At 62.4% G+C, this 20040-nt stretch carries 18 protein-coding genes; 7 read left to right on the top strand and 11 right to left on the bottom strand.

Annotated features, from left to right (window positions below):
• The 6 genes from nuoC to ACIPIJ_RS27085 all read right to left on the bottom strand — a co-directional run bounded on the left by nuoC (window position 1) and on the right by ACIPIJ_RS27085 (window position 6763).
• The gene (gene nuoC / locus ACIPIJ_RS27110; protein WP_028626069.1) at window positions 1-1782 is read right to left on the bottom strand and encodes an NADH-quinone oxidoreductase subunit C/D; all 1782 of its coding nucleotides are present in this window, start codon (window positions 1780-1782) and stop codon (window positions 1-3) included.
• A 79-nt stretch (window positions 1783-1861) separates the two neighbouring features.
• Window positions 1862-2539 (bottom strand): NADH-quinone oxidoreductase subunit B family protein, encoded by a 678-nt coding sequence (locus tag ACIPIJ_RS27105; protein WP_012313769.1) that lies wholly within the window; start codon window positions 2537-2539, stop codon window positions 1862-1864.
• Window positions 2540-2549: 10 nt separating this feature from the next.
• Window positions 2550-2963, bottom strand: a complete 414-nt coding sequence (locus tag ACIPIJ_RS27100) for an NADH-quinone oxidoreductase subunit A (RefSeq protein WP_003251427.1) — start codon at window positions 2961-2963, stop codon at window positions 2550-2552.
• 383 nt (window positions 2964-3346) lie between these two features.
• The gene (locus tag ACIPIJ_RS27095; protein WP_401082855.1) at window positions 3347-4006 is read right to left on the bottom strand and encodes a lysoplasmalogenase; all 660 of its coding nucleotides are present in this window, start codon (window positions 4004-4006) and stop codon (window positions 3347-3349) included.
• Window positions 4007-4211: 205 nt separating this feature from the next.
• Window positions 4212-5537: an isocitrate lyase gene (gene aceA, locus ACIPIJ_RS27090; protein ID WP_401082853.1), complete on the bottom strand. Its 1326-nt coding sequence runs from the start codon at window positions 5535-5537 to the stop codon at window positions 4212-4214.
• Window positions 5538-6028: 491 nt separating this feature from the next.
• Window positions 6029-6763 (bottom strand): secretin N-terminal domain-containing protein, encoded by a 735-nt coding sequence (locus ACIPIJ_RS27085; RefSeq protein ID WP_401082850.1) that lies wholly within the window; start codon window positions 6761-6763, stop codon window positions 6029-6031.
• A gap of 184 nt (window positions 6764-6947) precedes the next feature.
• Here ACIPIJ_RS27085 and ACIPIJ_RS27080 point away from each other — a divergent pair, with 184 nt between their 5' ends.
• Window positions 6948-8390, top strand: a complete 1443-nt coding sequence (locus tag ACIPIJ_RS27080; protein ID WP_401082847.1) for a SulP family inorganic anion transporter — start codon at window positions 6948-6950, stop codon at window positions 8388-8390.
• Window positions 8391-8457: 67 nt separating this feature from the next.
• Here ACIPIJ_RS27080 and fusA read toward each other — a convergent pair whose 3' ends face one another.
• Entirely contained in the window at window positions 8458-10569 is a 2112-nt protein-coding gene (fusA, locus tag ACIPIJ_RS27075) for an elongation factor G (RefSeq protein WP_401082844.1), read from the bottom strand.
• Between the two features lie 73 nt (window positions 10570-10642).
• On the bottom strand, window positions 10643-11068 hold the full coding sequence (locus ACIPIJ_RS27070; RefSeq protein WP_401082841.1) for a hypothetical protein: 426 nt from the start codon (window positions 11066-11068) through the stop codon (window positions 10643-10645).
• A 170-nt stretch (window positions 11069-11238) separates the two neighbouring features.
• Here ACIPIJ_RS27070 and ACIPIJ_RS27065 point away from each other — a divergent pair, with 170 nt between their 5' ends.
• Window positions 11239-11541: a hypothetical protein gene (locus tag ACIPIJ_RS27065; protein ID WP_401082838.1), complete on the top strand. Its 303-nt coding sequence runs from the start codon at window positions 11239-11241 to the stop codon at window positions 11539-11541.
• A 3-nt stretch (window positions 11542-11544) separates the two neighbouring features.
• Here ACIPIJ_RS27065 and ACIPIJ_RS27060 read toward each other — a convergent pair whose 3' ends face one another.
• Window positions 11545-12789: an aspartate aminotransferase family protein gene (locus tag ACIPIJ_RS27060; RefSeq protein WP_401082835.1), complete on the bottom strand. Its 1245-nt coding sequence runs from the start codon at window positions 12787-12789 to the stop codon at window positions 11545-11547.
• Between the two features lie 156 nt (window positions 12790-12945).
• Window positions 12946-13842, bottom strand: a complete 897-nt coding sequence (gene gcvA, locus ACIPIJ_RS27055) for a transcriptional regulator GcvA (RefSeq protein WP_401082832.1) — start codon at window positions 13840-13842, stop codon at window positions 12946-12948.
• Window positions 13843-14097: 255 nt separating this feature from the next.
• Between gcvA and ACIPIJ_RS27050 the strand changes: the two genes are divergently transcribed.
• The 5 genes from ACIPIJ_RS27050 to ACIPIJ_RS27030 all read left to right on the top strand — a co-directional run bounded on the left by ACIPIJ_RS27050 (window position 14098) and on the right by ACIPIJ_RS27030 (window position 18282).
• Window positions 14098-15480 (top strand): amino acid permease, encoded by a 1383-nt coding sequence (locus ACIPIJ_RS27050; RefSeq protein ID WP_401082829.1) that lies wholly within the window; start codon window positions 14098-14100, stop codon window positions 15478-15480.
• 57 nt (window positions 15481-15537) lie between these two features.
• Window positions 15538-16035, top strand: a complete 498-nt coding sequence (locus ACIPIJ_RS27045; RefSeq protein WP_401082826.1) for a PaaI family thioesterase — start codon at window positions 15538-15540, stop codon at window positions 16033-16035.
• Between the two features lie 280 nt (window positions 16036-16315).
• On the top strand, window positions 16316-16705 hold the full coding sequence (locus ACIPIJ_RS27040) for a DUF4398 domain-containing protein (protein WP_401082823.1): 390 nt from the start codon (window positions 16316-16318) through the stop codon (window positions 16703-16705).
• Between the two features lie 11 nt (window positions 16706-16716).
• The gene (locus ACIPIJ_RS27035; protein ID WP_401082821.1) at window positions 16717-17481 is read left to right on the top strand and encodes an OmpA family protein; all 765 of its coding nucleotides are present in this window, start codon (window positions 16717-16719) and stop codon (window positions 17479-17481) included.
• 105 nt (window positions 17482-17586) lie between these two features.
• Window positions 17587-18282: a glutathione S-transferase N-terminal domain-containing protein gene (locus tag ACIPIJ_RS27030; RefSeq protein WP_401082818.1), complete on the top strand. Its 696-nt coding sequence runs from the start codon at window positions 17587-17589 to the stop codon at window positions 18280-18282.
• A gap of 104 nt (window positions 18283-18386) precedes the next feature.
• Here the strand turns inward: ACIPIJ_RS27030 and ACIPIJ_RS27025 are convergent, their stop codons facing one another.
• Entirely contained in the window at window positions 18387-20003 is a 1617-nt protein-coding gene (locus tag ACIPIJ_RS27025; RefSeq protein ID WP_401082815.1) for an inorganic phosphate transporter, read from the bottom strand.
• Between the last annotated feature and the right edge of the window lie 37 nt (window positions 20004-20040).

Below are 20040 nucleotides of genomic sequence, written 5' to 3'. Positions count from 1 at the left end.
TTAGCGGTCCACGTCAGCCATAACGAAGTCGATACTGCCCAGGTACGCAATGAGGTCGGCGACCATGCTGCCTTTGATCACCGAAGGGATCTGCTGCAGGTGCGGGTAGCTCGGGGTACGGATCCGGGTGCGGTAGCTCATGGTGCCGCCATCGCTCGTCAGGTAGTAACTGTTGATGCCCTTGGTCGCCTCGATCATCTGGAACGACTCGTTGGCCGGCATGACCGGGCCCCACGAGACTTGCAGGAAGTGCGTGATCAAGGTCTCGATGTGCTGCAGGGTGCGCTCTTTTGGCGGCGGCGTGGTCAGCGGGTGGTCCGCCTTGTACGGGCCTTCCGGCATGTTGCGCAGGCACTGGTCGATGATGCGGATACTCTGGCGCATCTCCTCGACCCGGACCATGCAGCGATCGTAGGCATCGCCGTTGTGGGCCAGCGGTACTTCGAACTCAAAGTTCTCGTAGCCGGAGTAGGGGCGTGCTTTGCGCAGGTCGAAGTCGCAACCGGTGGAGCGCAGGCCGGCACCGGTGGTGCCCCATTCCAGCGCTTCCTTGGTGTTGTACGCGGCAACGCCGACGGTACGGCCCTTGAGTATGCTGTTCTGCAGGGCGGCCTTGGTGTATTCGTCCAGGCGCTTGGGCAGCCACTCGACGAAGTCCTTGACCAGCTTGTCCCAGCCGCGTGGCAGGTCGTGGGCGACGCCACCGATGCGGTACCAGGCTGGGTGCAGGCGGAAACCGGTGATCGCTTCGATCACGGTGTAGGCGCGCTGGCGGTCGGTGAAGGTGAAGAACACCGGGGTCATCGCGCCAACGTCCTGGATGTAGGTACCCAGGAACAGCAGGTGGCTGGTGATGCGGAAGAACTCGGCGAGCATGATGCGAATCACGTCGACCTTCTGCGGCACCTTGATACCGGCCAGCTTTTCCACCGCCAGGACGTACGGCAGGTTGTTCATCACCCCGCCGAGGTAGTCGATACGGTCGGTGTAAGGGATGAAGCTGTGCCAGGACTGGCGCTCGGCCATCTTCTCGGCGCCACGGTGGTGGTAACCGATGTCCGGGACGCAGTCGACGATCTCTTCACCGTCCAACTGCAGGACGATACGGAATGCACCGTGAGCGGATGGGTGGTTGGGGCCGAGGTTGAGGAACATGTAGTCCTCGTTGGCGCCCTGACGTTTCATGCCCCAGGCTTCCGGGTTGAAACGTGCCGATTCCTCTTCAAGCTGCTGCTTGGCCAGGGTCAGGCTGTAGGGGTCGAACTCGGTGGCGCGGGCAGGGTAGTCCTTGCGCAGCGGGTGACCTTCCCAGGTGGGCGGCATCATGATGCGGCTCAGGTGCGGGTGGCCGGCAAAGTCGATGCCGAACATGTCCCAGACTTCGCGCTCGTACCAGTTGGCGTTTGGCCAGATGCCGGTCACGGTCGGCAGGTTCAGGTCGCCTTCGCTGAGCGACACCTTGATCATCACGTCGCTGTTACGTTCGACCGACAGCAGGTGGTAGAACACGCTGAAATCGGCTGCCGGCAGGCCACGGCGCTGGGTGCGCAGGCGCTCGTCGACGCCGTGCAAGTCGTACAGCATGCTGTAGGGCTTGGCCACGCCGCGCAGGAAGCTGAGCACCTCTTTGAGCTGGGCGCGCTTGACCCACAGTACGGGCATGCCGGTGCGGGTTTCCTGGGCGACGAATGCTTCGGCGCCAAAACGGTTGTGCAGTTCGACGACCACATCTTGGTCGTCAGCCTTGTAGGGCGGAATGAAAATAGCGTTGTCCGCTGTCATGGTCTCGGTCGCTTTGGGTCAACGTTAAGAATGAAGCCAGGCCGCCGGCTCCATAGGGAGCGGGCGGCAGGTCGCTGGATCAGACTTCGTCGGGGCTGCGCAGGTTGGTTACTGCAATGCGCTGCTCACGACGCAGGTCTTTCTGGGCAGGCATCTCGGCACGGTAAATACCTTGATCACCAACAACCCAGGAAAGCGGGCGTCGTTCTTGGCCGATCGACTCCTGCAGCAGCATCAAGCCTTGCAGGAAAGCCTCAGGGCGTGGCGGGCAGCCAGGCACATAGACGTCCACGGGGAGGAACTTGTCGACCCCCTGAACGACCGAGTAGATGTCGTACATGCCGCCGGAGTTGGCGCACGAACCCATGGAGATGACCCATTTAGGCTCGAGCATCTGCTCGTAGAGGCGCTGAATGATCGGCGCCATCTTGATGAAGCAGGTACCGGCGATGACCATGAAGTCGGCCTGACGCGGCGAAGCCCGGATGACTTCGGCGCCGAAGCGGGCGATGTCGTGGGGTGCCGTGAAGGCCGTGGTCATTTCCACGTAGCAGCAGGACAGGCCGAAGTTGTACGGCCAGAGGGAGTTCTTGCGCCCCCAGTTGACGGCGCCACGCAGCACATCTTCGAGTTTCCCCATGTAGATGTTCTTGTGGACCTGGTCTTCCAGCAGCTGGTCGGTAACGGTTTCCCGCTCGCCTACCGGGTACTGCTCGTTGGGCGCATCCGGGTCGATTCTGGTGAGATTGTATTGCATTGCCAAAGCCTCATTGTTTCAGCTTCGCTTGCCGCTTGCGGCGACCTTCGGGAGCCCAATCAAGAGCACCGACGCGCCAAAGGTAGACAAGACCTGCCAACAGAATTGCTATGAAAACGAGTGCTTCGACGAACCCGGTCCAGCCGCTTTCGCGGACGGACACAGACCATGCAAAGAGGAAGAGGGCTTCGATATCGAAGATCACGAACAGCATCGCGACCAGATAGAATTTGGCGGACAGGCGCAGGCGGGCGCTGCCGACGGGCAGCATGCCGGATTCGAAAGGTTCGTTCTTGGCGCGGCCCCAGGCCTTGCTACCGAGCAGGCTGGACAGGCCGAGCATGAAGGCGCACAGGCCGACGACACCCAGAAGGAAGATGGCAAAGCCCCAGTTGTGGGCGATGAGTCCTGCCGAATCGGACATGCTAGAAATCCTTATACAGAGACCCAGCTCTGCAGTCTGAAATAAGTAAAGCGGCGACGTGGTGTCGCAGGTGCAGTGACCAAATGTCGCAGCTGAATCAATCGCGCTGATTTTATGGGTAAACCTGGTGCAAGTAAAATTTCTGTCGCAAATTTATTCGTAGCATTTAGAACAAAAGCCCTTCGTAACTGGCTGAAAGCCTTGAAATTCGGGCATTGCGTCTGGTTTTGTTAATTATGTTTCTTGCGACGGGTAACGAATTACAAGTTGCGTAATGATAATTAATATCATCTGGGCTGAGCTGCATTACTTTAATGAGATTGAGCCTTGTTAAGTTCATGCCCCCATTCCCCCACTTGCAATTCCATTCGGCGCTCGTTCTATCAGCCTCTGACACCGCTTGCACCGCTCTGGGTCAATGTTTTTGCGAATGCTCCGTGCTGCGCTGAAGCGGCGATTGCCCACTGGCCGAGCCAATAGGCTGTGATGATCAGGTACTGCGCCGCAGCGAACGGGCTGACGAAACGGTCGAGGCCGATGAGGCTGTCGGAGAACACGAACAGGCAGGCGCCGAGGGCCGCCAGGCCGCCGCAGGCCAGCGCGCGCCAGAGCATGGCGCTGATCGCCAGGGCATACACAGCCACCGGGACCAGCAAGGGGCCCAAGCCGTGGCTGGCCAGTACGGCGAGCAGGGTGGTGCCGATGGCCGCGCTCACCAGCAGTGCCGGCAGGGCAGGGCGTAACGTCTTGCTGCAATAGGCGCGCAGGTAGGCGAGGTGCGCGCAGAGGAAGGCTGCCAGGCCGAACACGAACAGGTCTGCCGGGATTGCCAGTAGCAGGTCGCCAAGTACCGAGAAGCCGAGGCCCAGCGTGATCCAGCGACGGTATGGGGTAGCAGGTGCGCTGTACAGCCAGGCGATCAGGGCCAGTACCGGAACCGGTTTTACCAGCAGGCCGAGCAGGGCGTTTTCGCTGGCCAGTGCATATAGATAGAACGCAGCGGCTGCGGCGGCGATCACGAGCAGATGGCTTGGACGAGGCATGGGCGGTCCTTGCTACTGGGCTGCCACAAGCATAGTCCGGATCTTGAATTCTGCTTTTTGTCTGTTCTGGCGCTTCGCGGATGAATCCGCTCCTACAAAGGCCAGGCGCGATCAGTAGGAGCGGATCCATCCGCGAAGGGCCGGCGAAGGCCGCAAAAAAGCCCAGGGCCTAGCAAGCCCTGGGCCTCATTCGAGCATTGCGCTATCAGTGGAACTGCTCTTCCTCGGTCGAACCGGTCAGCGCGGTCACCGACGAAGCGCCACCTTGAATCACGGTGGTCATGTCATCGAAGTAACCCGTGCCCACCTCCTGCTGGTGCGCCACGAAGGTGTAGCCTTTGCTGGCGTCAGCGAATTCCTGCTCCTGCAGCTTCACGTAGGCGGTCATGTCGTTGCGGGCATAGTCGTGCGCCAGGTTGAACATGCCGTGCCACATGTTGTGGATGCCGGCCAGGGTGATGAACTGGTGCTTGTAGCCCATCGCCGACAGCTCACGCTGGAACTTGGCAATGGTCGCGTCGTCCAGGTTCTTCTTCCAGTTGAAGGAAGGCGAGCAGTTGTACGACAGCAGCTGGTCCGGGTATTCCTTCTTGATCGCTTCGGCGAAGCGGCGCGCTTCGTCCAGGTCCGGTTTGGCGGTTTCGCACCAGATCAGGTCGGCGTACGGTGCGTAGGCCAGGCCGCGAGCGATGGCCTGGTCGAGGCCGGCACGCACTTTGTAGAAGCCTTCACGGGTACGCTCGCCGATCACGAACGGCTGGTCGTACGGGTCGCAGTCGCTGGTCAGCAGGTCGGCGGCGTTGGCGTCGGTACGGGCCAGGATGATGGTCGGCACGCCCGAGACGTCAGCGGCCAGGCGCGCTGCAACCAGTTTCTGTACCGCTTCCTGGGTCGGCACCAGCACCTTGCCACCCATGTGGCCGCATTTTTTCACCGAGGCCAGCTGGTCTTCGAAGTGCACGCCGGCGGCGCCCGCTTCGATCATGTTCTTCATCAGCTCGTAGGCGTTGAGCACGCCGCCAAAACCGGCTTCAGCGTCAGCCACGATGGGCGCGAAGTAGTCGATGTAGCCTTCGTCGCCTGGGTTCTTGCCGGCTTTCCACTGGATCTGGTCGGCGCGGCGGAACGAGTTGTTGATGCGCTTGACCACGGTCGGTACCGAGTCGACCGGGTACAGCGACTGGTCAGGGTACATGGACTCGGCCGAGTTGTTGTCGGCGGCAACCTGCCAGCCCGACAGGTAGATGGCCTGGATGCCAGCTTTTACTTGCTGCACTGCCTGGCCGCCGGTCAGGGCGCCCATGCAGTTGACGAAATCTTTTTCAGGGCGGAAGGACGGGTGGGCACCTTCGGTGACCAGCTTCCACAGTTTTTCTGCACCCACGCGGGCCAGGGTGTGCTCTGGCTGCAGGGAGCCACGCAGGCGAACGACATCGGCGGCGGTGTAGGTACGGGTCACGCCTTTCCAGCGCGGGTTCTCGGCCCAGTCTTTCTCGAGGGCTGCAATTTGCTGTTCGCGTGTCAGTGCCATGGAAATAAACCTCGTCGCATCGATCTTGGGGTAATTGTGCTGATGCTCGGATGCGAATCAGGGGCCTGGCGGCTGTCCTGTCCGGGGGAGTGCGGCGGCGAACGCGAAGGCTCGAAGGGGAAGGTGGTGCAGGCCAGGCGAAGGTGTGCTCCGGCAGGTCGGCTCGTGGTTGCCTTGCTGCGGTGCTACGCGATTGCCAGTACTGCGGTGATGCGCTTCCGTCCCTCGGGACAACTTCTTCGTTGCAGTCGCAATCCCGTCGAACCGCCTTGTGGGCCGTATAGACACGAGGTGCCTCCAGGGGTGGTCGGAGTGCGCCTCGAAGGCCCTTGCCAGGGCCCCTGATTAGCGGGAGCGAGGCCATCATGCCTTTGCCAAAAACACCCTGTCAAATGTTTTGTAGTGCTTTTTTCTGCTTACTACATCTTTGGTCTAGTGCGACTTGGCGGTCAGTTTCAAGGCCCTGGGTCGAGGCCTTGAATTGCCTGGGATCAGTCGACAAGGTCGACTTTGACACGCAATGTCATGTTTTCACCCCGTTGAGTGCTGTATGTACGGCTTGACGCGCTGCGGTCTGCCTGGCTCTGCTGATTGAACCCTGCCAGAGTGATCCACTCGCCGAGCCTGCCGGTGACCGTCGTGTCGGTACTTTGCACTTTCACTACATCTGCACGTTCCTGGCTGACTCGGTCATTATTGGTGCTTATTTGCAGACGAACCGTCTCGCCAGTGAGGCTTGGGGTGACATAAAATCCTTGGGTCACATTGCGGTATTCGGTGTTGCTTTGCATGCGCCCATAACCGTCGGTACTGGTGCTGGTGACCGGAATGCTCTGGCCCACCTGGATCAGCGCCGGCTGGCCTTCGCTGGCCTGCACCTGCTGCAGCCCGCCGTCACGGTTGCTGGTGCCGTAGTGGATGATGCGGCCGTTGCCGCGGTTGTCTTGGTAATTGCTGTCGTTGTTGTCGACACTGATCAACAGGCGCTTGGGGGCAGTGTCCAGCTGCTGTAGCAGGGCGCGCAGGTCGTCGATGCGCTCGGGGCTGGCGTTGACGATCAGCTTGTTCTCGAAAGCGCTGACGCTGCCGTCCTTGCCGATGAAGGACTGCGCGGCGGGCAGCAGTTCGGCGCTGCTGCGGTACTGCAGCGGCAGCACTTCGGTGGCAGCGTGGGCGGTGAGGCTCGCAGCCAGCAGCAGCGAAGCGAAAAGGGGGCGTAGCGGCATGTCCATGATCTCCGCAGGTGGAATCAACATGATGGCAAATTTACCGCGATCATGCCGGGTGTACATCACAGGCTTTCTTCTATCCGGTTCGGCAGTGCTTGCGGTGGCCGCTGTCAGACAAATTCCGTAACATCGCGCCCTTCGATTTTTGTACAGTCCGTCAGGACCGCACCACAGGACTCACATGAAACCCGCTCGCCTTCGCGCCGACCTGCTTGCCGGCCTGACCACCTCTTTTGCCCTGGTGCCCGAGTGCATCGCCTTCGCCCTGGTGGCCCACCTCAACCCGCTGATGGGCCTGTACGGCGCCTTCATCATCTGTACCCTGACCGCGCTGTTCGGCGGCAGGCCGGGCATGATCTCCGGTGCCGCCGGCTCCATGGCGGTGGTGATCGTCGCCCTGGTGGTGCAGCACGGTGCGCAATACTTGCTGGCCACGGTGCTGCTGGGCGGTGTGGTGATGATCCTGTTCGGCCTGTTGCGCCTGGGCAAACTGGTGCGGCTGGTGCCTTACCCGGTGATGCTCGGCTTCGTCAATGGCTTGGCGATCGTTATTGCGCTGGCCCAGCTGGAGCACTTTAAACAGGGCGAGCACTGGCTCAGCGGTTCGCCGCTGTACCTGATGATCGGCCTGGTGGCGCTGACCATGCTGGTGGTCTACGTGCTGCCGAAGCTGACCCGTGCCGTGCCGCCAGCGCTGGTGGCGATTCTGGGTGTCGGCCTACTGGTGTACCTGCTCGACCTGCCGACCCGTACCCTTGGCGACATGGCGCACATCGCCGGTGGCTTGCCGGTGCTCGCCCTGCCGGATGTGCCGTGGAACCTGGAAACCCTGAAGATCATTGCCCCGTACGCGCTGCTGATGGCCATGGTCGGGCTGCTGGAAACCCTGCTGACCCTCAACCTCACCGACGAAATCACCGAGAGCCGTGGCTACCCGGACCGCGAGTGCGTGGCCCTGGGCGCGGCCAACATGGTCTCGGGCCTGTGCGGTGGCATGGGCGGTTGCGCGATGATCGGCCAGACCGTGATCAACCTCAGCTCCAACGGGCGCGGTCGCCTCTCCGGTGTGGTGGCGGGGGTGATGATCCTGTTGTTCGTGCTGTTCCTGTCGCCGTTGATCGAGCGCATTCCGCTGGCGGCGCTGGTCGGGGTGATGTTCGTGGTCGCCCAGCAGACGTTTGCCTGGGCCTCCCTGCGGGTGCTGCACAAGGTGCCGGTGAGCGATGTGCTGGCGATCATCGCGGTAACGGTGGTCACGGTATTTACCGACCTGGCAACCGCGGTGCTGTTCGGTATCGTCATCGCGGCAGTGAATTTTGCCTGGCAGCATGCGCGTGAGCTGTATGCCGACAGCCACCAGGACGGTGAGGGGATCAAGCATTACCAGGTGCACGGCACGCTGTTCTTCGCCTCGGTCACGCCGTTTCTCAACCAGTTCGACGCGGCAGGTGACCCGGACAAGGTGACGCTGGACTGCAGGCATCTTAGCTTTGTCGATTATTCGGCAATTGCGGCCCTGAAGACCTTGCGCGAGCGCTATGCCAAGGCCGGCAAGCAGTTGCGGGTCGTGCACCTTTCCGAGCGCTGCAAGAAGCTGCTGAAGCGGGCTGGCGAGCACCACTGAATTTTTTGTGGTCTGAAATGGCCCTATCGCCGGCAAGCCGGCGATCGAGGGCGCAGCCCTCGGTTAATCACTCCCCGCGGTTTTTCTTCACGATCCCATCGGCAATGCTCGCCGGCGCCTCGGCGTAACGGGTAAATTCCATGGTGTAGCTGGCGCGGCCCTGGGTCATGGAGCGCATCGAGGTGGCATAGCCGAACATCTCCCCCAGCGGCACTTCAGCGCGGATCACCTTGCCGGCGGGCGTCTCGTCGCCATCCTGGATCATCCCGCGGCGCCGGCTCAGGTCGCCCATGATGTCGCCCTGGTACTCCTCAGGCGTGACCACCTCGACCTTCATCACCGGCTCCAGCAGCACCGCGCCACCTTTTTGCGACAACTGTTTGGTCGCCATCGAGGCGGCGATCTTGTAGGCCATCTCGTTGGAGTCGACGTCGTGGTAGGAACCGTCGAACACCGCCGCCTTCAGGTTGATCAGCGGGTAGCCGGCGAGTACGCCGTTCTTCATCTGCTCCTCGATGCCTTTCTGGATCGCCGGGATGTACTCGCGCGGCACCACACCGCCGACGATTTCGTTGATGAACTCCAGGCCTTCCTTGCCTTCATCGCCTGGCGCGAAGCGGATCCAGCAGTGGCCGTACTGGCCGCGACCGCCAGACTGGCGCACGAAGCGGCCTTCGATCTCGCAGGTGTTGCGGATTTTCTCGCGGTAGGCCACTTGCGGCTTGCCGATATTGGCCTCGACGTTGAACTCGCGGCGCATGCGGTCCACGATAATGTCCAGGTGCAACTCGCCCATGCCGGAGATGATGGTCTGGCCGGTCTCCTCATCGGTACGCACGCGGAACGACGGGTCTTCCTGGGCCAGCTTGCCCAGGGCGATGCCCATTTTTTCCTGGTCGGCCTTGGTTTTCGGCTCCACCGCCACAGAGATCACCGGGTCGGGGAAGTCCATGCGTTCGAGGATGATCGGTTTGTCCATGTCGCACAGGGTGTCGCCGGTGGTCACGTCCTTCATGCCGATCAGTGCGGCGATGTCGCCGGCGCACACGTCCTTGATTTCGGCGCGCTGGTTGGCGTGCATCTGCACCATGCGGCCGATGCGCTCCTTCTTGCCTTTGACCGAGTTCAGCACGGCATTGCCGGAGCTGAGCACGCCGGAGTACACCCGGGCAAATGTCAGGGTGCCGACGAACGGGTCGGTGGCGATCTTGAAGGCCAGGGCCGAGAACGGTTCTTTATCGTCGGCGTGGCGTTCCAGGTGCTTTTCTTCGTCGTCCGGGTCGGTGCCTTTGATCGCCGGGATTTCCGAAGGGGCGGGCAGGTAATCGATGACCGCGTCGAGCATCAGCGGTACGCCCTTGTTCTTAAACGATGAACCCAGGATGGTCGGCACGATCTCGTTGGCAATGGTGCGCTGGCGCAGGGCGGCCTTGATCTCGTCGATGCTCAACTCCTCGCCGTCGAGAAACTTCATGGTCAGTTCGTCATTGGCCTCGGCCGCCGCTTCGATCATGTGCGCGCGCCATTCGTCGGCCAGCGCCTGGAGCTCGGCGGGGATCGCTTCTTCGCGGTAGCTGGTGCCATTGTCAGCGTCGTTCCAGTAGATGGCCTTCATCTTCACCAGGTCGATCTGGCCGATAAAGTTCTCTTCGCTGCCGATGGCCAACTGGATGGGCACCGGGTGGTGCCCCAGGCGCTTGTCGATCTGCTTGACCACGCGCAAGAAGTCGGCGCCCTGGCGGTCCATCTTGTTGATGTAGGCCAGGCGCGGCACGTGGTACTTGTTGGCCTGGCGCCACACGGTTTCGGACTGCGGCTCGACGCCGTCGGCGCCGCTGAACACCACCACTGCGCCATCGAGCACGCGCAACGAGCGCTCCACCTCGATGGTGAAGTCGACGTGGCCGGGGGTGTCGATGATGTTGAAGCGGTATTTGTCTGGGAACTGCTTGGTCGAGCCTTGCCAGAAGGCCGTGGTCGCTGCCGAGGTGATGGTGATGCCGCGTTCCTGTTCCTGGGCCATCCAGTCCATGGTCGCGGCACCGTCGTGCACTTCGCCCATTTTGTGGTTGACCCCGGTGTAGAACAGGATGCGTTCGGTGGTCGTGGTTTTGCCGGCGTCCACGTGGGCGACGATACCGATATTGCGGTACAGCTCGATGGGCGTTGTACGGGCCATGACGGACTACCTGCGGCTGAGCGGATTCCCCCACGTTAGCAGAGCGGGAGAATCCTGCTTTACCGCCGGGCCGTCAGTCGGCCTGGGCTTGCAGCAACCACTGGCCATCCACTTCGCGCGCCAGGCCGCAGGCGGGCAGCAGGGCCAGCAGGCGTTCGTGCAGGGCGGTGTCGGTGAACGTCTTGAGGGTGGCCAGGTCCAGCGCACCGATCAGGTTCAGGTCGGCCTTGGTGTAAGACAGCCAGGCTTTCTTCAGCACTTGCGCCACATCGCTGCCAGCGGTGGTGGCGAAGCGGCGATGCCACTGGCGGCCTTCGAAGGTGAAGGTGTGCGCGTGGCTGTAGGTGCTCTCGTCGCCCCCTTCGGCGCAACGGTGGCAACTGCACGGGCCTTCGCCGAAGGCATTGTGCAGGTAGCTGTTGAAGTCCACGACGGGCTTGAGGGTCAGGCGTTTGTCGACCTCGAACAGGTCGGCGATCAGGGGTTCTTCGGCGCTCACTCGGTGTCCTCGTGTGGTGTGGCGTGCATCGGCGGGCACCCTAACAGATCGAGGCGGGGGAGGCCATGTGTTGTGGCTTGCCGGTCATAAGGCCAATGGAGACAAGCGCTGGCGGCTGCCGTACTCTACGCGCCTGCAAAACCCACCCTTCAAAACCGAGGTAACCCCGCTTGAGCACCCAGTACCCGTACACCGCCACCGTGACCGTCAGCGCCGAAGACCGTGGGGGCGATATCGAGGCCTCGGAAAACCCCAACATGCGCGTCGGCCTCGAAGCGGTGACCGAAACCCTGAAGAAGGTGCATTTCGTCGGTACGCTCGCGGCCCCCGAGAAGTCAGCCACGCACATCTGCGTCACCCTGGAGAACGGCCTGACCTACTACGGCCCGATCGTCAACGGCCACGCTGAACTCGAAGGCGGCTGGATTGCCTTCGAGTCCGACATGCTCACCCCTGAAGAACTGGGCCTGTAAGCCTCAGCTCAACTCGGCCAGGCATTGCTCGAAGATATCCAGCCCTTCTTCGAGCACCTCGGCTTCGATGGTCAGCGGCGCCAGCAGGCGAATGATGTGCCGCGCCTTGCCGCTGGGCATCAGCAGCAGGCCTTTGGCCCGTGCGGCGTCCATCACCTTGGCCAGTTGCGCCGGTGCCGGGCTGCCGTCGGCATTGATGAACTCGATTCCGCGCATCGCCCCGACGCCGGTCAGGCGGCCGATAAACGGGTACTGGCCTTGCCAACGTTCAACACGGCTGACGATCGCCTGCTCCTGGCGTTCGCCCCAGGTGGCGACGTTCTCATCGGTCATCTGCGCCAGGCTTGCCACGGCCGCCGCACAGGCAATCGGGTTGCCCGAATAAGTGCCGCCCAGGCCGCCTTTGGGCAGTGCTGCCAGCAATGCCTTGCGCCCCACGAGCGCCCCTAGCGGCATGCCGCCAGCAATGCTTTTCGCCAATAGCAGCAGGTCTGGCTCGATGCCCAGGCGTGGGAAGGCAAAACGCTGCCCGGTACGGCCGAAGCCGGACTGGATCTCGTCGATGATGATCAATATCCCGTGCTCGTCGCAGAAGCGGCGCAGGGCCTGGGCAAATGTCGGGTCAAGTGCCAGAAAGCCACCTTCGCCCTGGACCGGCTCCAGGATGAATGCCGCCACGTCCTCCACGGCCAACTCGACGCTGAACAGGCGGTCCAGGGCTTTGAGTGCCTGCTCGCAGGTAACCCCAGTGTCGGTGCTGGGGTAGGGCAGGTGGTACACCGGCCCTGGCAGTTCACCTACCCGCTGCTTGTACGGGGCGACTTTGCCGTTGAGGTTCAAGGTTGCCAGGGTGCGGCCATGGAAGCCGCCATCGAAGGCGATGATGGCCCGCTTGCCCGTGGCGCCGCGGGCAACTTTCAGGGCGTTCTCCGCTGCTTCCGCGCCACTGTTGGTGAGCATGCCGGCCAGCGGGTAGCTGACCGGGACGAATGCACTTAAACGTTCCATCAGTTCCAGGTAGGGCCCGTGAGGCGCTGCGTTGAAGGCGTAGTGGGTGAGGCGGGTTGCTTGAGTCTGGATGGCCTCGACCACGGCAGGGTTGCAGTGCCCCAGGTTGAGCACACCGATACCACCGACGAAGTCGATGTAACGTTTGCCAGTGGTATCCCAGACTTCGGCATTACGGCCATGGGAAAGTGTGATCGGATGAACGATGGCAATGGATTGGCTGATACTTTCCAGATTCATGGGCACGCGGACCTTGTTCGAGTTTCATACTATCGAAGCGCGCCGCCGTGTTATTCCGCAAACGAATTATTCGATTGCGATCATTCCGTGTATTCATGAAGTCACCGTGCTGCCCCTTCACGTGTTCACCCGCGAAGGGGCCAGCACAGCCAGGCATCAATCCCCCTCTGCCACCCGCTCGCGGATCCACTGCACGAAGGCCCTGATCTTCGGTACCTCCGCCGCATGCTCGGCATGGGCGATGAAGTGCCGGCCATTGCTCGCCACCGGGTGGTCCCAGGCTACCACCAGCTTGCCCTCGCTCAATTCTTCGGCCACCAGGTAGCGCGGGATCAGGGCAATGCCACAACCGGCGATGGCTGCACGAATGCACAGGTAGAACGTGTCGAACCGCGGGCCGTGGTAGCTGTTCTGGCTGTGCAGCCCCAAGCCGAGGAACCATTCATGCCAGGCCTCGGGCCGCGAGGCGCATTGCAGCAGGCGGTGCTCGGTGAGCGCCTCGGCACTGTCGAAACGGTGCCGCTGCAGCAGTTGAGGGGCGCACACCGGTACCACCGCTTCGCTGAACAGCTCGATACACGTTGCCCCCGGCCAAGTGCCCTGGCCGAAAAAGAAGGCGATGTCGGCCTTGGCCTGTACCAGGTCGAAGGGTTCCAGTTCGTTGCGGATGTCCAGGTGGATGCGCGGGTAGCGGTCGCCGAAGCCCTTGAGCCTGGGCACCAGCCAGCGTGCGCCGAAGGTCGGCTGGGTGGCGATGCGCAGCACTTCGGTCTCGTCACCGTAGCTGAGGATGTAGCGGCTGGAGATGTCGATCTGGGTGAGGATCTTGTTCACTTCGGTCAGGTACAGCGCGCCGGCCGGGGTCAGGTGCAGGCGCCGGCGAATCCGCTGGAACAGCGAGTGCGACAGCATCTCCTCGAGCTGCGCGACCTGCTTGCTGACGGCGCTCTGGGTCAGGTGCAGCTCCTGCGCCGCGCGGGTGAAGCTCAGGTGCCGGGCGGCGGCTTCGAAGCACTGCAGGGCGGTGGTGGAGGGCATCAGGCGTTTGGACATGGCAGGCGCGTACCGAGCAAAAAAAAGGAAGAAGTTCATTCCGTATCGGAATCATGTGCTTCGAAAAGGTCGTTTGTTGACCTCGCCCTATAGATTAATACTGACCGGGATCAACAATTACAACCGGCACTGCGAAGAGGAGGCAAGTGCACAGCCGGCAACTTCAAAACAAGAAAAAAGAGCAAGACACCTACAAGAATTCTGCTCCAACTTTTCAGCCGTCCGCGCGGCGGCCGACCCATTCGAGGGTTCTCCATGGCTTCGCTAGAAAACAAGAAACAGCGTTCCCTGCAGCACGGCCTGACGTCCCGTCAGGTATCCATGATCTCCATCGCCGGCATCATCGGCGCGGGCCTGTTCATCGGTTCCTCCAACGCCATCGCCACGGCCGGCCCGGCCATTCTCATCTCCTACGCCATGACCGGCCTGCTGGTGCTGCTGGTGATGCGCATGCTTGGCGAAATGGCCATCGCCAACCCCAACAGCGGCTCGTTCTCCACCTATGCCTCCGAGGCCATCGGCCCTTGGGCGGGCTTCACCATCGGCTGGCTGTACTGGTGGTTCTGGGTGCTGATCATTCCGGTCGAAGCCATCGCCGGTGCCGACATCCTGCACGCCTACTTCCCGGGTGTGCCGTCCTGGCTGTTCGCCTTCCTGATCATGCTCGTGCTGTCGGGCACCAACCTGGTCAGTGTGAAGAACTTCGGAGCATTCGAGTACTGGTTCGCGCTGGTCAAGGTGATCGCGATCGTCGCCTTCATCGCAGTCTGCAGCCTGGCCGTGTTCGGCTTCTGGCCACTGGCCGAAGTCTCGGGTGTGAGCCGGCTGTGGGATAACGGCGGGTTCATGCCCAATGGTTTCGGTACCGTGCTGGGCGGTGTGCTCATCACCATCTTCTCCTTCTTCGGCGCCGAGATCGTCACGATTGCCGCTGATGAGACCGCCAACCCGAAAGACAAGATCCGCCGCGCGACCAACCTGGTGGTGTACCGCATTGCGATCTTCTACCTGGCATCGATCTTCCTGGTGGTGTCGCTGGTGGCCTGGAACGATCCAGGCTTGAAAGCGGTGGGTTCGTTCCAACGCGTACTGGAAGTGCTGAACGTGCCCGGGGCCAAGCTGCTGGTTGACCTGGTGGTGTTGGTGGCCGTGACCAGTTGCATGAACTCCGGCCTCTATACCGCTTCGCGGATGCTGTACTCCCTGGGTGCCCGTGGCCAGGCGCTGAGCATGACCAGGCGTATCTCGGGTGCTGGCGTGCCGACCGTGGCGGTGATCCTCTCGACCCTGGCAGGCTTTGCTGGCTGTTTGGTCAACTATGTGTTCCCCGGCAAGGTGTTCGGCTTCCTGCTCTCGACCACCGGCGCCATCGCTTTGCTGGTGTACCTGGTGATCGCCGTTTCGCAGCTGCGCATGCGGGCCCGTGCTGACCATGAAGGGCGGCCGCTGGAGCTGAAGATGTGGCTGTTCCCGTGGCTGACCTGGCTGGTGATCGGTACCATCGTAATGGTGCTGGGTTACATGCTGTTCAGCGATGCCTACCGCTATGAAACGCTGATGACCGCCGGGGTGACCGTGTTCATCGTGCTGGTTTCGCTGACCCAGAAGCGCGGCAGGGCGGTGGCGCAGACGGCCTGACGTTTCTGCTTTAATGGGGGCGTTTCGCGCCCCCATTCCAACAAGCACAGGCTGCGTATGAACGATCAGATGCTTTCCCTTCAGGCCCTCGCCGCACCCGACGGCACTTGCTACGGCTGCGGTAGCGCCCACCCCTCCGGCCTGCACCTGCAAAGCCACTGGGATGCCGACGGCATCCACCTGTTATGCCGGCATGCACCGGATGAAACCTTCATCGGCTGGCCCGGCCTGGTCTACGGCGGCTTGCTGGCCATGCTGGTCGATTGCCATTCCAACTGGACCGCCATGGCCTACCACTACCGCGCCGAAGGCCGCGAGGCGGGTAGCCTGCCGCGTATCGACTGTGTCACCGGCAGCCTCGGGCTCAACTTCCTGAAGCCGACCCCGATGGGCGTGGAGTTGCTGCTCAAGGCCCGCGTAGAGGGTGACGTCGGACGCAAGACGCGGGTCATCTGTGAAGTCTGGGCGGGTGATGTCCTGACTGTCAGCGCCGACTCGATTTTCGTGCGGGTGGACACCGAAAAACTCAAGCTCAAGGCGCACGGCCAGGTCTGACAACAGGCCGTTCACCTAGCATTTCTGCCAGTAGACGCCTGAACGGCGCTCGCCCTAACGTGGGTGTGCGCCGTTCAGGCGTTTGGCCGTCAGGAATAGAGCCTGTGCCGAAGCAGTTGTTGAAAAGCTGATGGGGTGGTTAGGAAAAGTCCTATTCGACTGTCAGCTTCGTGGCAATAGTCTTGCGTCGTTTCCAAATCAGGCTGTCTGTTCATCAACTGCCTGTGGTCGCCGACGCCGGTAGCCACAGATTCGCGAGCGCATCAAAGGAGCCTATTCCATGCGTTTCAACTGCAAAACCTTGCCGCTTGTCGGCCTGCTCATGATCATGAGCGGCTGCGCCAGCGTGACCGTTCCCAATGAGCAGATCGAACTGGCTCGCAGTGCGGTCAACCGCGCCGTCGCCGCCGAAGCCACCCAGTACGCCCCGGTGGAGATGCGCGCCGCCCAGGACAAGATGAGCGCCCTGGACCGCGCCCTGGGTGAGAAGAAGTTCGAACAGGCCCGCACCCTGGCCGAAGGCGCGAGGGCAGATGCCCGCGTGGCCGAGCGCAAGGCCCAGGCGCTCAAGGCCAAGGAGCAGTTGGAGGCCGCCCGCAAGGGGATTGAAGTGCTCAAGCAGGAGATCCTTGATGCGCCTGACAGCCCGACTGCCAAATCCGTTCATTGAAGGAAGTGACCATGTCCAAAATCTACCTGCTGCCCGCTGTGTCGCTCCTTGGTCTGATGCTGGCCGGCTGCGGCACCACCCCGGAAAACCCCACATTGCTTGAAGCGCGTGAAGCCTATTCGGTGTTGCAAGGCAAACCCGAGGCAAGCCGTCTCGCCGCTCTGGAAACCCAGGATGCCTATACCGCACTGGGCAAGGCCGAGTCGGCCTCGCTCAAGGACCGCAAATCCGCCGAGGTCGAGCGCCTGGCCACGCTAGCCGGTCGGCAGATCGAGTTTGCTGAGCAGACCATCGACTTGCGCAAGACCGATGCCGCGCTCAAACGTGTCGAGCTTGAGCGAACTCAGGCCCGTCTGGATGCACGCACCGCACAGCTCAACGCGCTCAAGGCCAAGCCGAGTGCACGCGGCGACGTGGTGACGTTCGGTGATGTGCTGTTCCAGACCGGCAAGGCCGAGCTGAACGGCCGCAGCCACCACAACATCCAGGAGCTGGCGGCGTATCTGCAGGCAAACCCTGAGCGCAAGGTGCTGGTAGAGGGTTTCACCGACTCCACCGGCAGCGATGCCCTCAACCAGCGACTGTCCGAGCACCGGGCTGACTCGGTGGCCAACGCGCTGCGCCGTCAGGGTGTAGGTGCGGAGCGCATCAAACGCGCCGGTTACGGCAAAGAATACCCGGTGGCCAGCAACGCCACGGCGCAGTCACGCCAGCTCAACCGACGTGTCGAGGTGGTGATCTCCAGGGGCGCCGAGGCCGTCGCGCCACGCTTCTGATAAAGCGCCGGCGCAGCCCTCTGGCTGCGCCATCTGGCACTCTGCGATGGTCAAACCGCAGCGCTGTCCCTAAAGTGATCGTTTCCACGACTGCAGGGACCGAGCATGACCGATCTGAGCGCATTCCCCATCACCCGCAAGTGGCCGGCGCAACACCCCGAGCGCCTGCAGCTGTATTCGCTGCCCACGCCCAATGGCGTCAAGGTGTCGATCATGCTGGAGGAAATCGGCCTGGCCTACGAGCCGCACAAGGTCAGCTTTGACAGCGACGACCAGTTGAGCCCCGAATTCATTTCGCTGAGCGCCAACAACAAGATCCCGGCGATTCTCGACCCCGATGGCCCGGGCGGCACTCCGCTGCCGCTGTTCGAGTCGGGTGCGATCTTGCAGTACCTGGCGGAAAAGAGCGGGCAACTGCTCAGCCAGGAGCCGGCGACTCGCTACCAGACGCTGCAGTGGCTGATGTTCCAGATGGGCGGCATCGGGCCGATGTTTGGCCAGGTCGGTTTCTTCCATTTCTTTGCTGGCAAGGAATACGAAGACAAGCGCCCTCGCGATCGCTACGTCAACGAATCGAAGCGCCTGCTGGGCGTGCTGGACCGGCACCTGCAGGGGCGGCAGTGGATGGTCGATGAGTACAGCATCGCCGACATCGCCATCTTCCCCTGGGTGCGCAACCTGGTGGAGCGCTACAACGCCCGCGAGCTGGTCGGGTTCGATGAATTCAAAGAGGTGCAGCGGGTGCTGGCCAGCTTCCTCGAGCGGCCTGCCGTTCAGCGTGGTCTGAAAATCCCAGGTTGATCGGGCATCACTGAGCCTGTGGGAGCGCGCTTGCGCGCGAACGCTGTGAGGTTTCGCCATCGTGTTCGTGGGCGAGCCCGCTCCCACAGGTTCTACATTCCCACTCAGAAAACCTGGTTCAGCAGCCAGTAAAGGCTACCCGCCAACACCATCGCCGCCGGCAAGGTCAGCACCCAGGCCATCAGCAGGTTGATCAGCGTCCGCTTCTGTACCCCCGAGCCATTGGCAACCATGGTCCCGGCCACTCCCGAACTCAACACATGCGTCGTCGATACCGGTAGCCCGAACAGGTCTGCCGCACCAATGGTGCACATCGCAACCACTTCAGCCGACGCCCCCTGGGCATAGCTCAGGTGAGTCTTGCCGATCTTCTCGCCCACCGTCACCACGATGCGCCGCCAGCCGACCATGGTTCCCAGGCCCAAAGCTATGGCCACGGCCACCTTGACCCACAGCGGAATGTACCGCGTGGCGTCATCCAGCTGGGTCTTGAACCGCTGCACATGGCGGTGGGTCTCGGTGTCGAAGGCTGCCAGCTGGTGCTTTTCGATCAGGCGGATCGCTTCGCTGGTCAGGTACATGTCGTTGCGCACGTTGGCCATGGCTTCGGCCGGTACGCGCTTGAGCGAACCATAGCCCTTGACCTCTTCGCCGATCATGCCGGTGAGCGCGGCCAGGGCCGGTACCAGTTGTGGGTTGGCCTTGGGTTCGCTGATGAACACCGTGAGTACCTGGCGAGGGTCTGCCGGCAGCGGCTGCGGGTCGCTGCGCACCAGCGCCTGGCGGGTCACCTCGGCGACGGCGGAAAACTGCAGCGCCTGCTCGCTGGGCATGGTCTTGTTCAACGCGTAGGCCATCGGCAGGGTGCCGACCAGGATCAGCATGATCAGGCCCATGCCTTTCTGCCCATCGTTGGAGCCGTGGGCGAAGGACACGCCGGTACAGGTCAGGATCAGCACGCCGCGGATCCACCACGGTGGCGGCGTCTGGCCTTGCGGCGCCTGGTACAGTGCTTTGCGCTTGACCAGCGCGCGCAGCGCGAGCAGCAACAAGGCCGCGCAGGCAAAGCCGATCAGCGGCGAAAACAGTAGCGCGTAGCCGACCTTGCTGGCTTGGCCCCAGTCCACCCCGCTGGTGCCGTCACGCCCGTGCATCAGTGCATTGGCCACGCCGACGCCAATGATCGAGCCGATCAGGGTGTGCGAGGATGACGCCGGCAAGCCCAGCCACCAGGTGCCGAGGTTCCAGATGATCGCAGCCAGCAGCAGGGCGAAAACCATGGCGAAGCCGGCCGTGGAGCCCACCTGCAAAATCAGCTCCACCGGCAGCAGGGCAATGATGCCGAACGCCACCGCACCGCTGGAAAGCAGCACGCCGAGGAAGTTGCACAGCCCGGACCAGACCACTGCCACCGGCGCCGGCAACGAATGGGTGTAGATCACTGTGGCCACGGCATTGGCGGTATCGTGGAAGCCATTGACGAATTCGAAGCCCAGGGCAATCAGCAACGCCAGGCCCAGCAGCAGGAACGGCGTGACCGTGGTGATCACCGTGCCGCTGGCGCTGACGTCCTGCTTGAGGCTCCAGGCGGTGTAGGCGATGCCTGCCGTGAGCAGACCGAAGAACAGCAAGAGCGTGGCACGCCCGGGTTTGTGGTTCAACTGCGGGCGGGCATCGCGTTCGGCCAGTTGCGGCTGGCTGGCCAGTGACGGGGTTGCCATGTGGGCTCCGGTTGGCGTCGGGCGAAGGTGCCGAAGG

Source organism: Pseudomonas sp. NPDC087185 (assembly GCF_044744955.1).
Taxonomy (GTDB): domain Bacteria; phylum Pseudomonadota; class Gammaproteobacteria; order Pseudomonadales; family Pseudomonadaceae; genus Aquipseudomonas.
The sequence above is the reverse complement of the archived record's forward strand: the minus strand, read 5'-3'. Positions and strand labels throughout refer to the sequence as shown.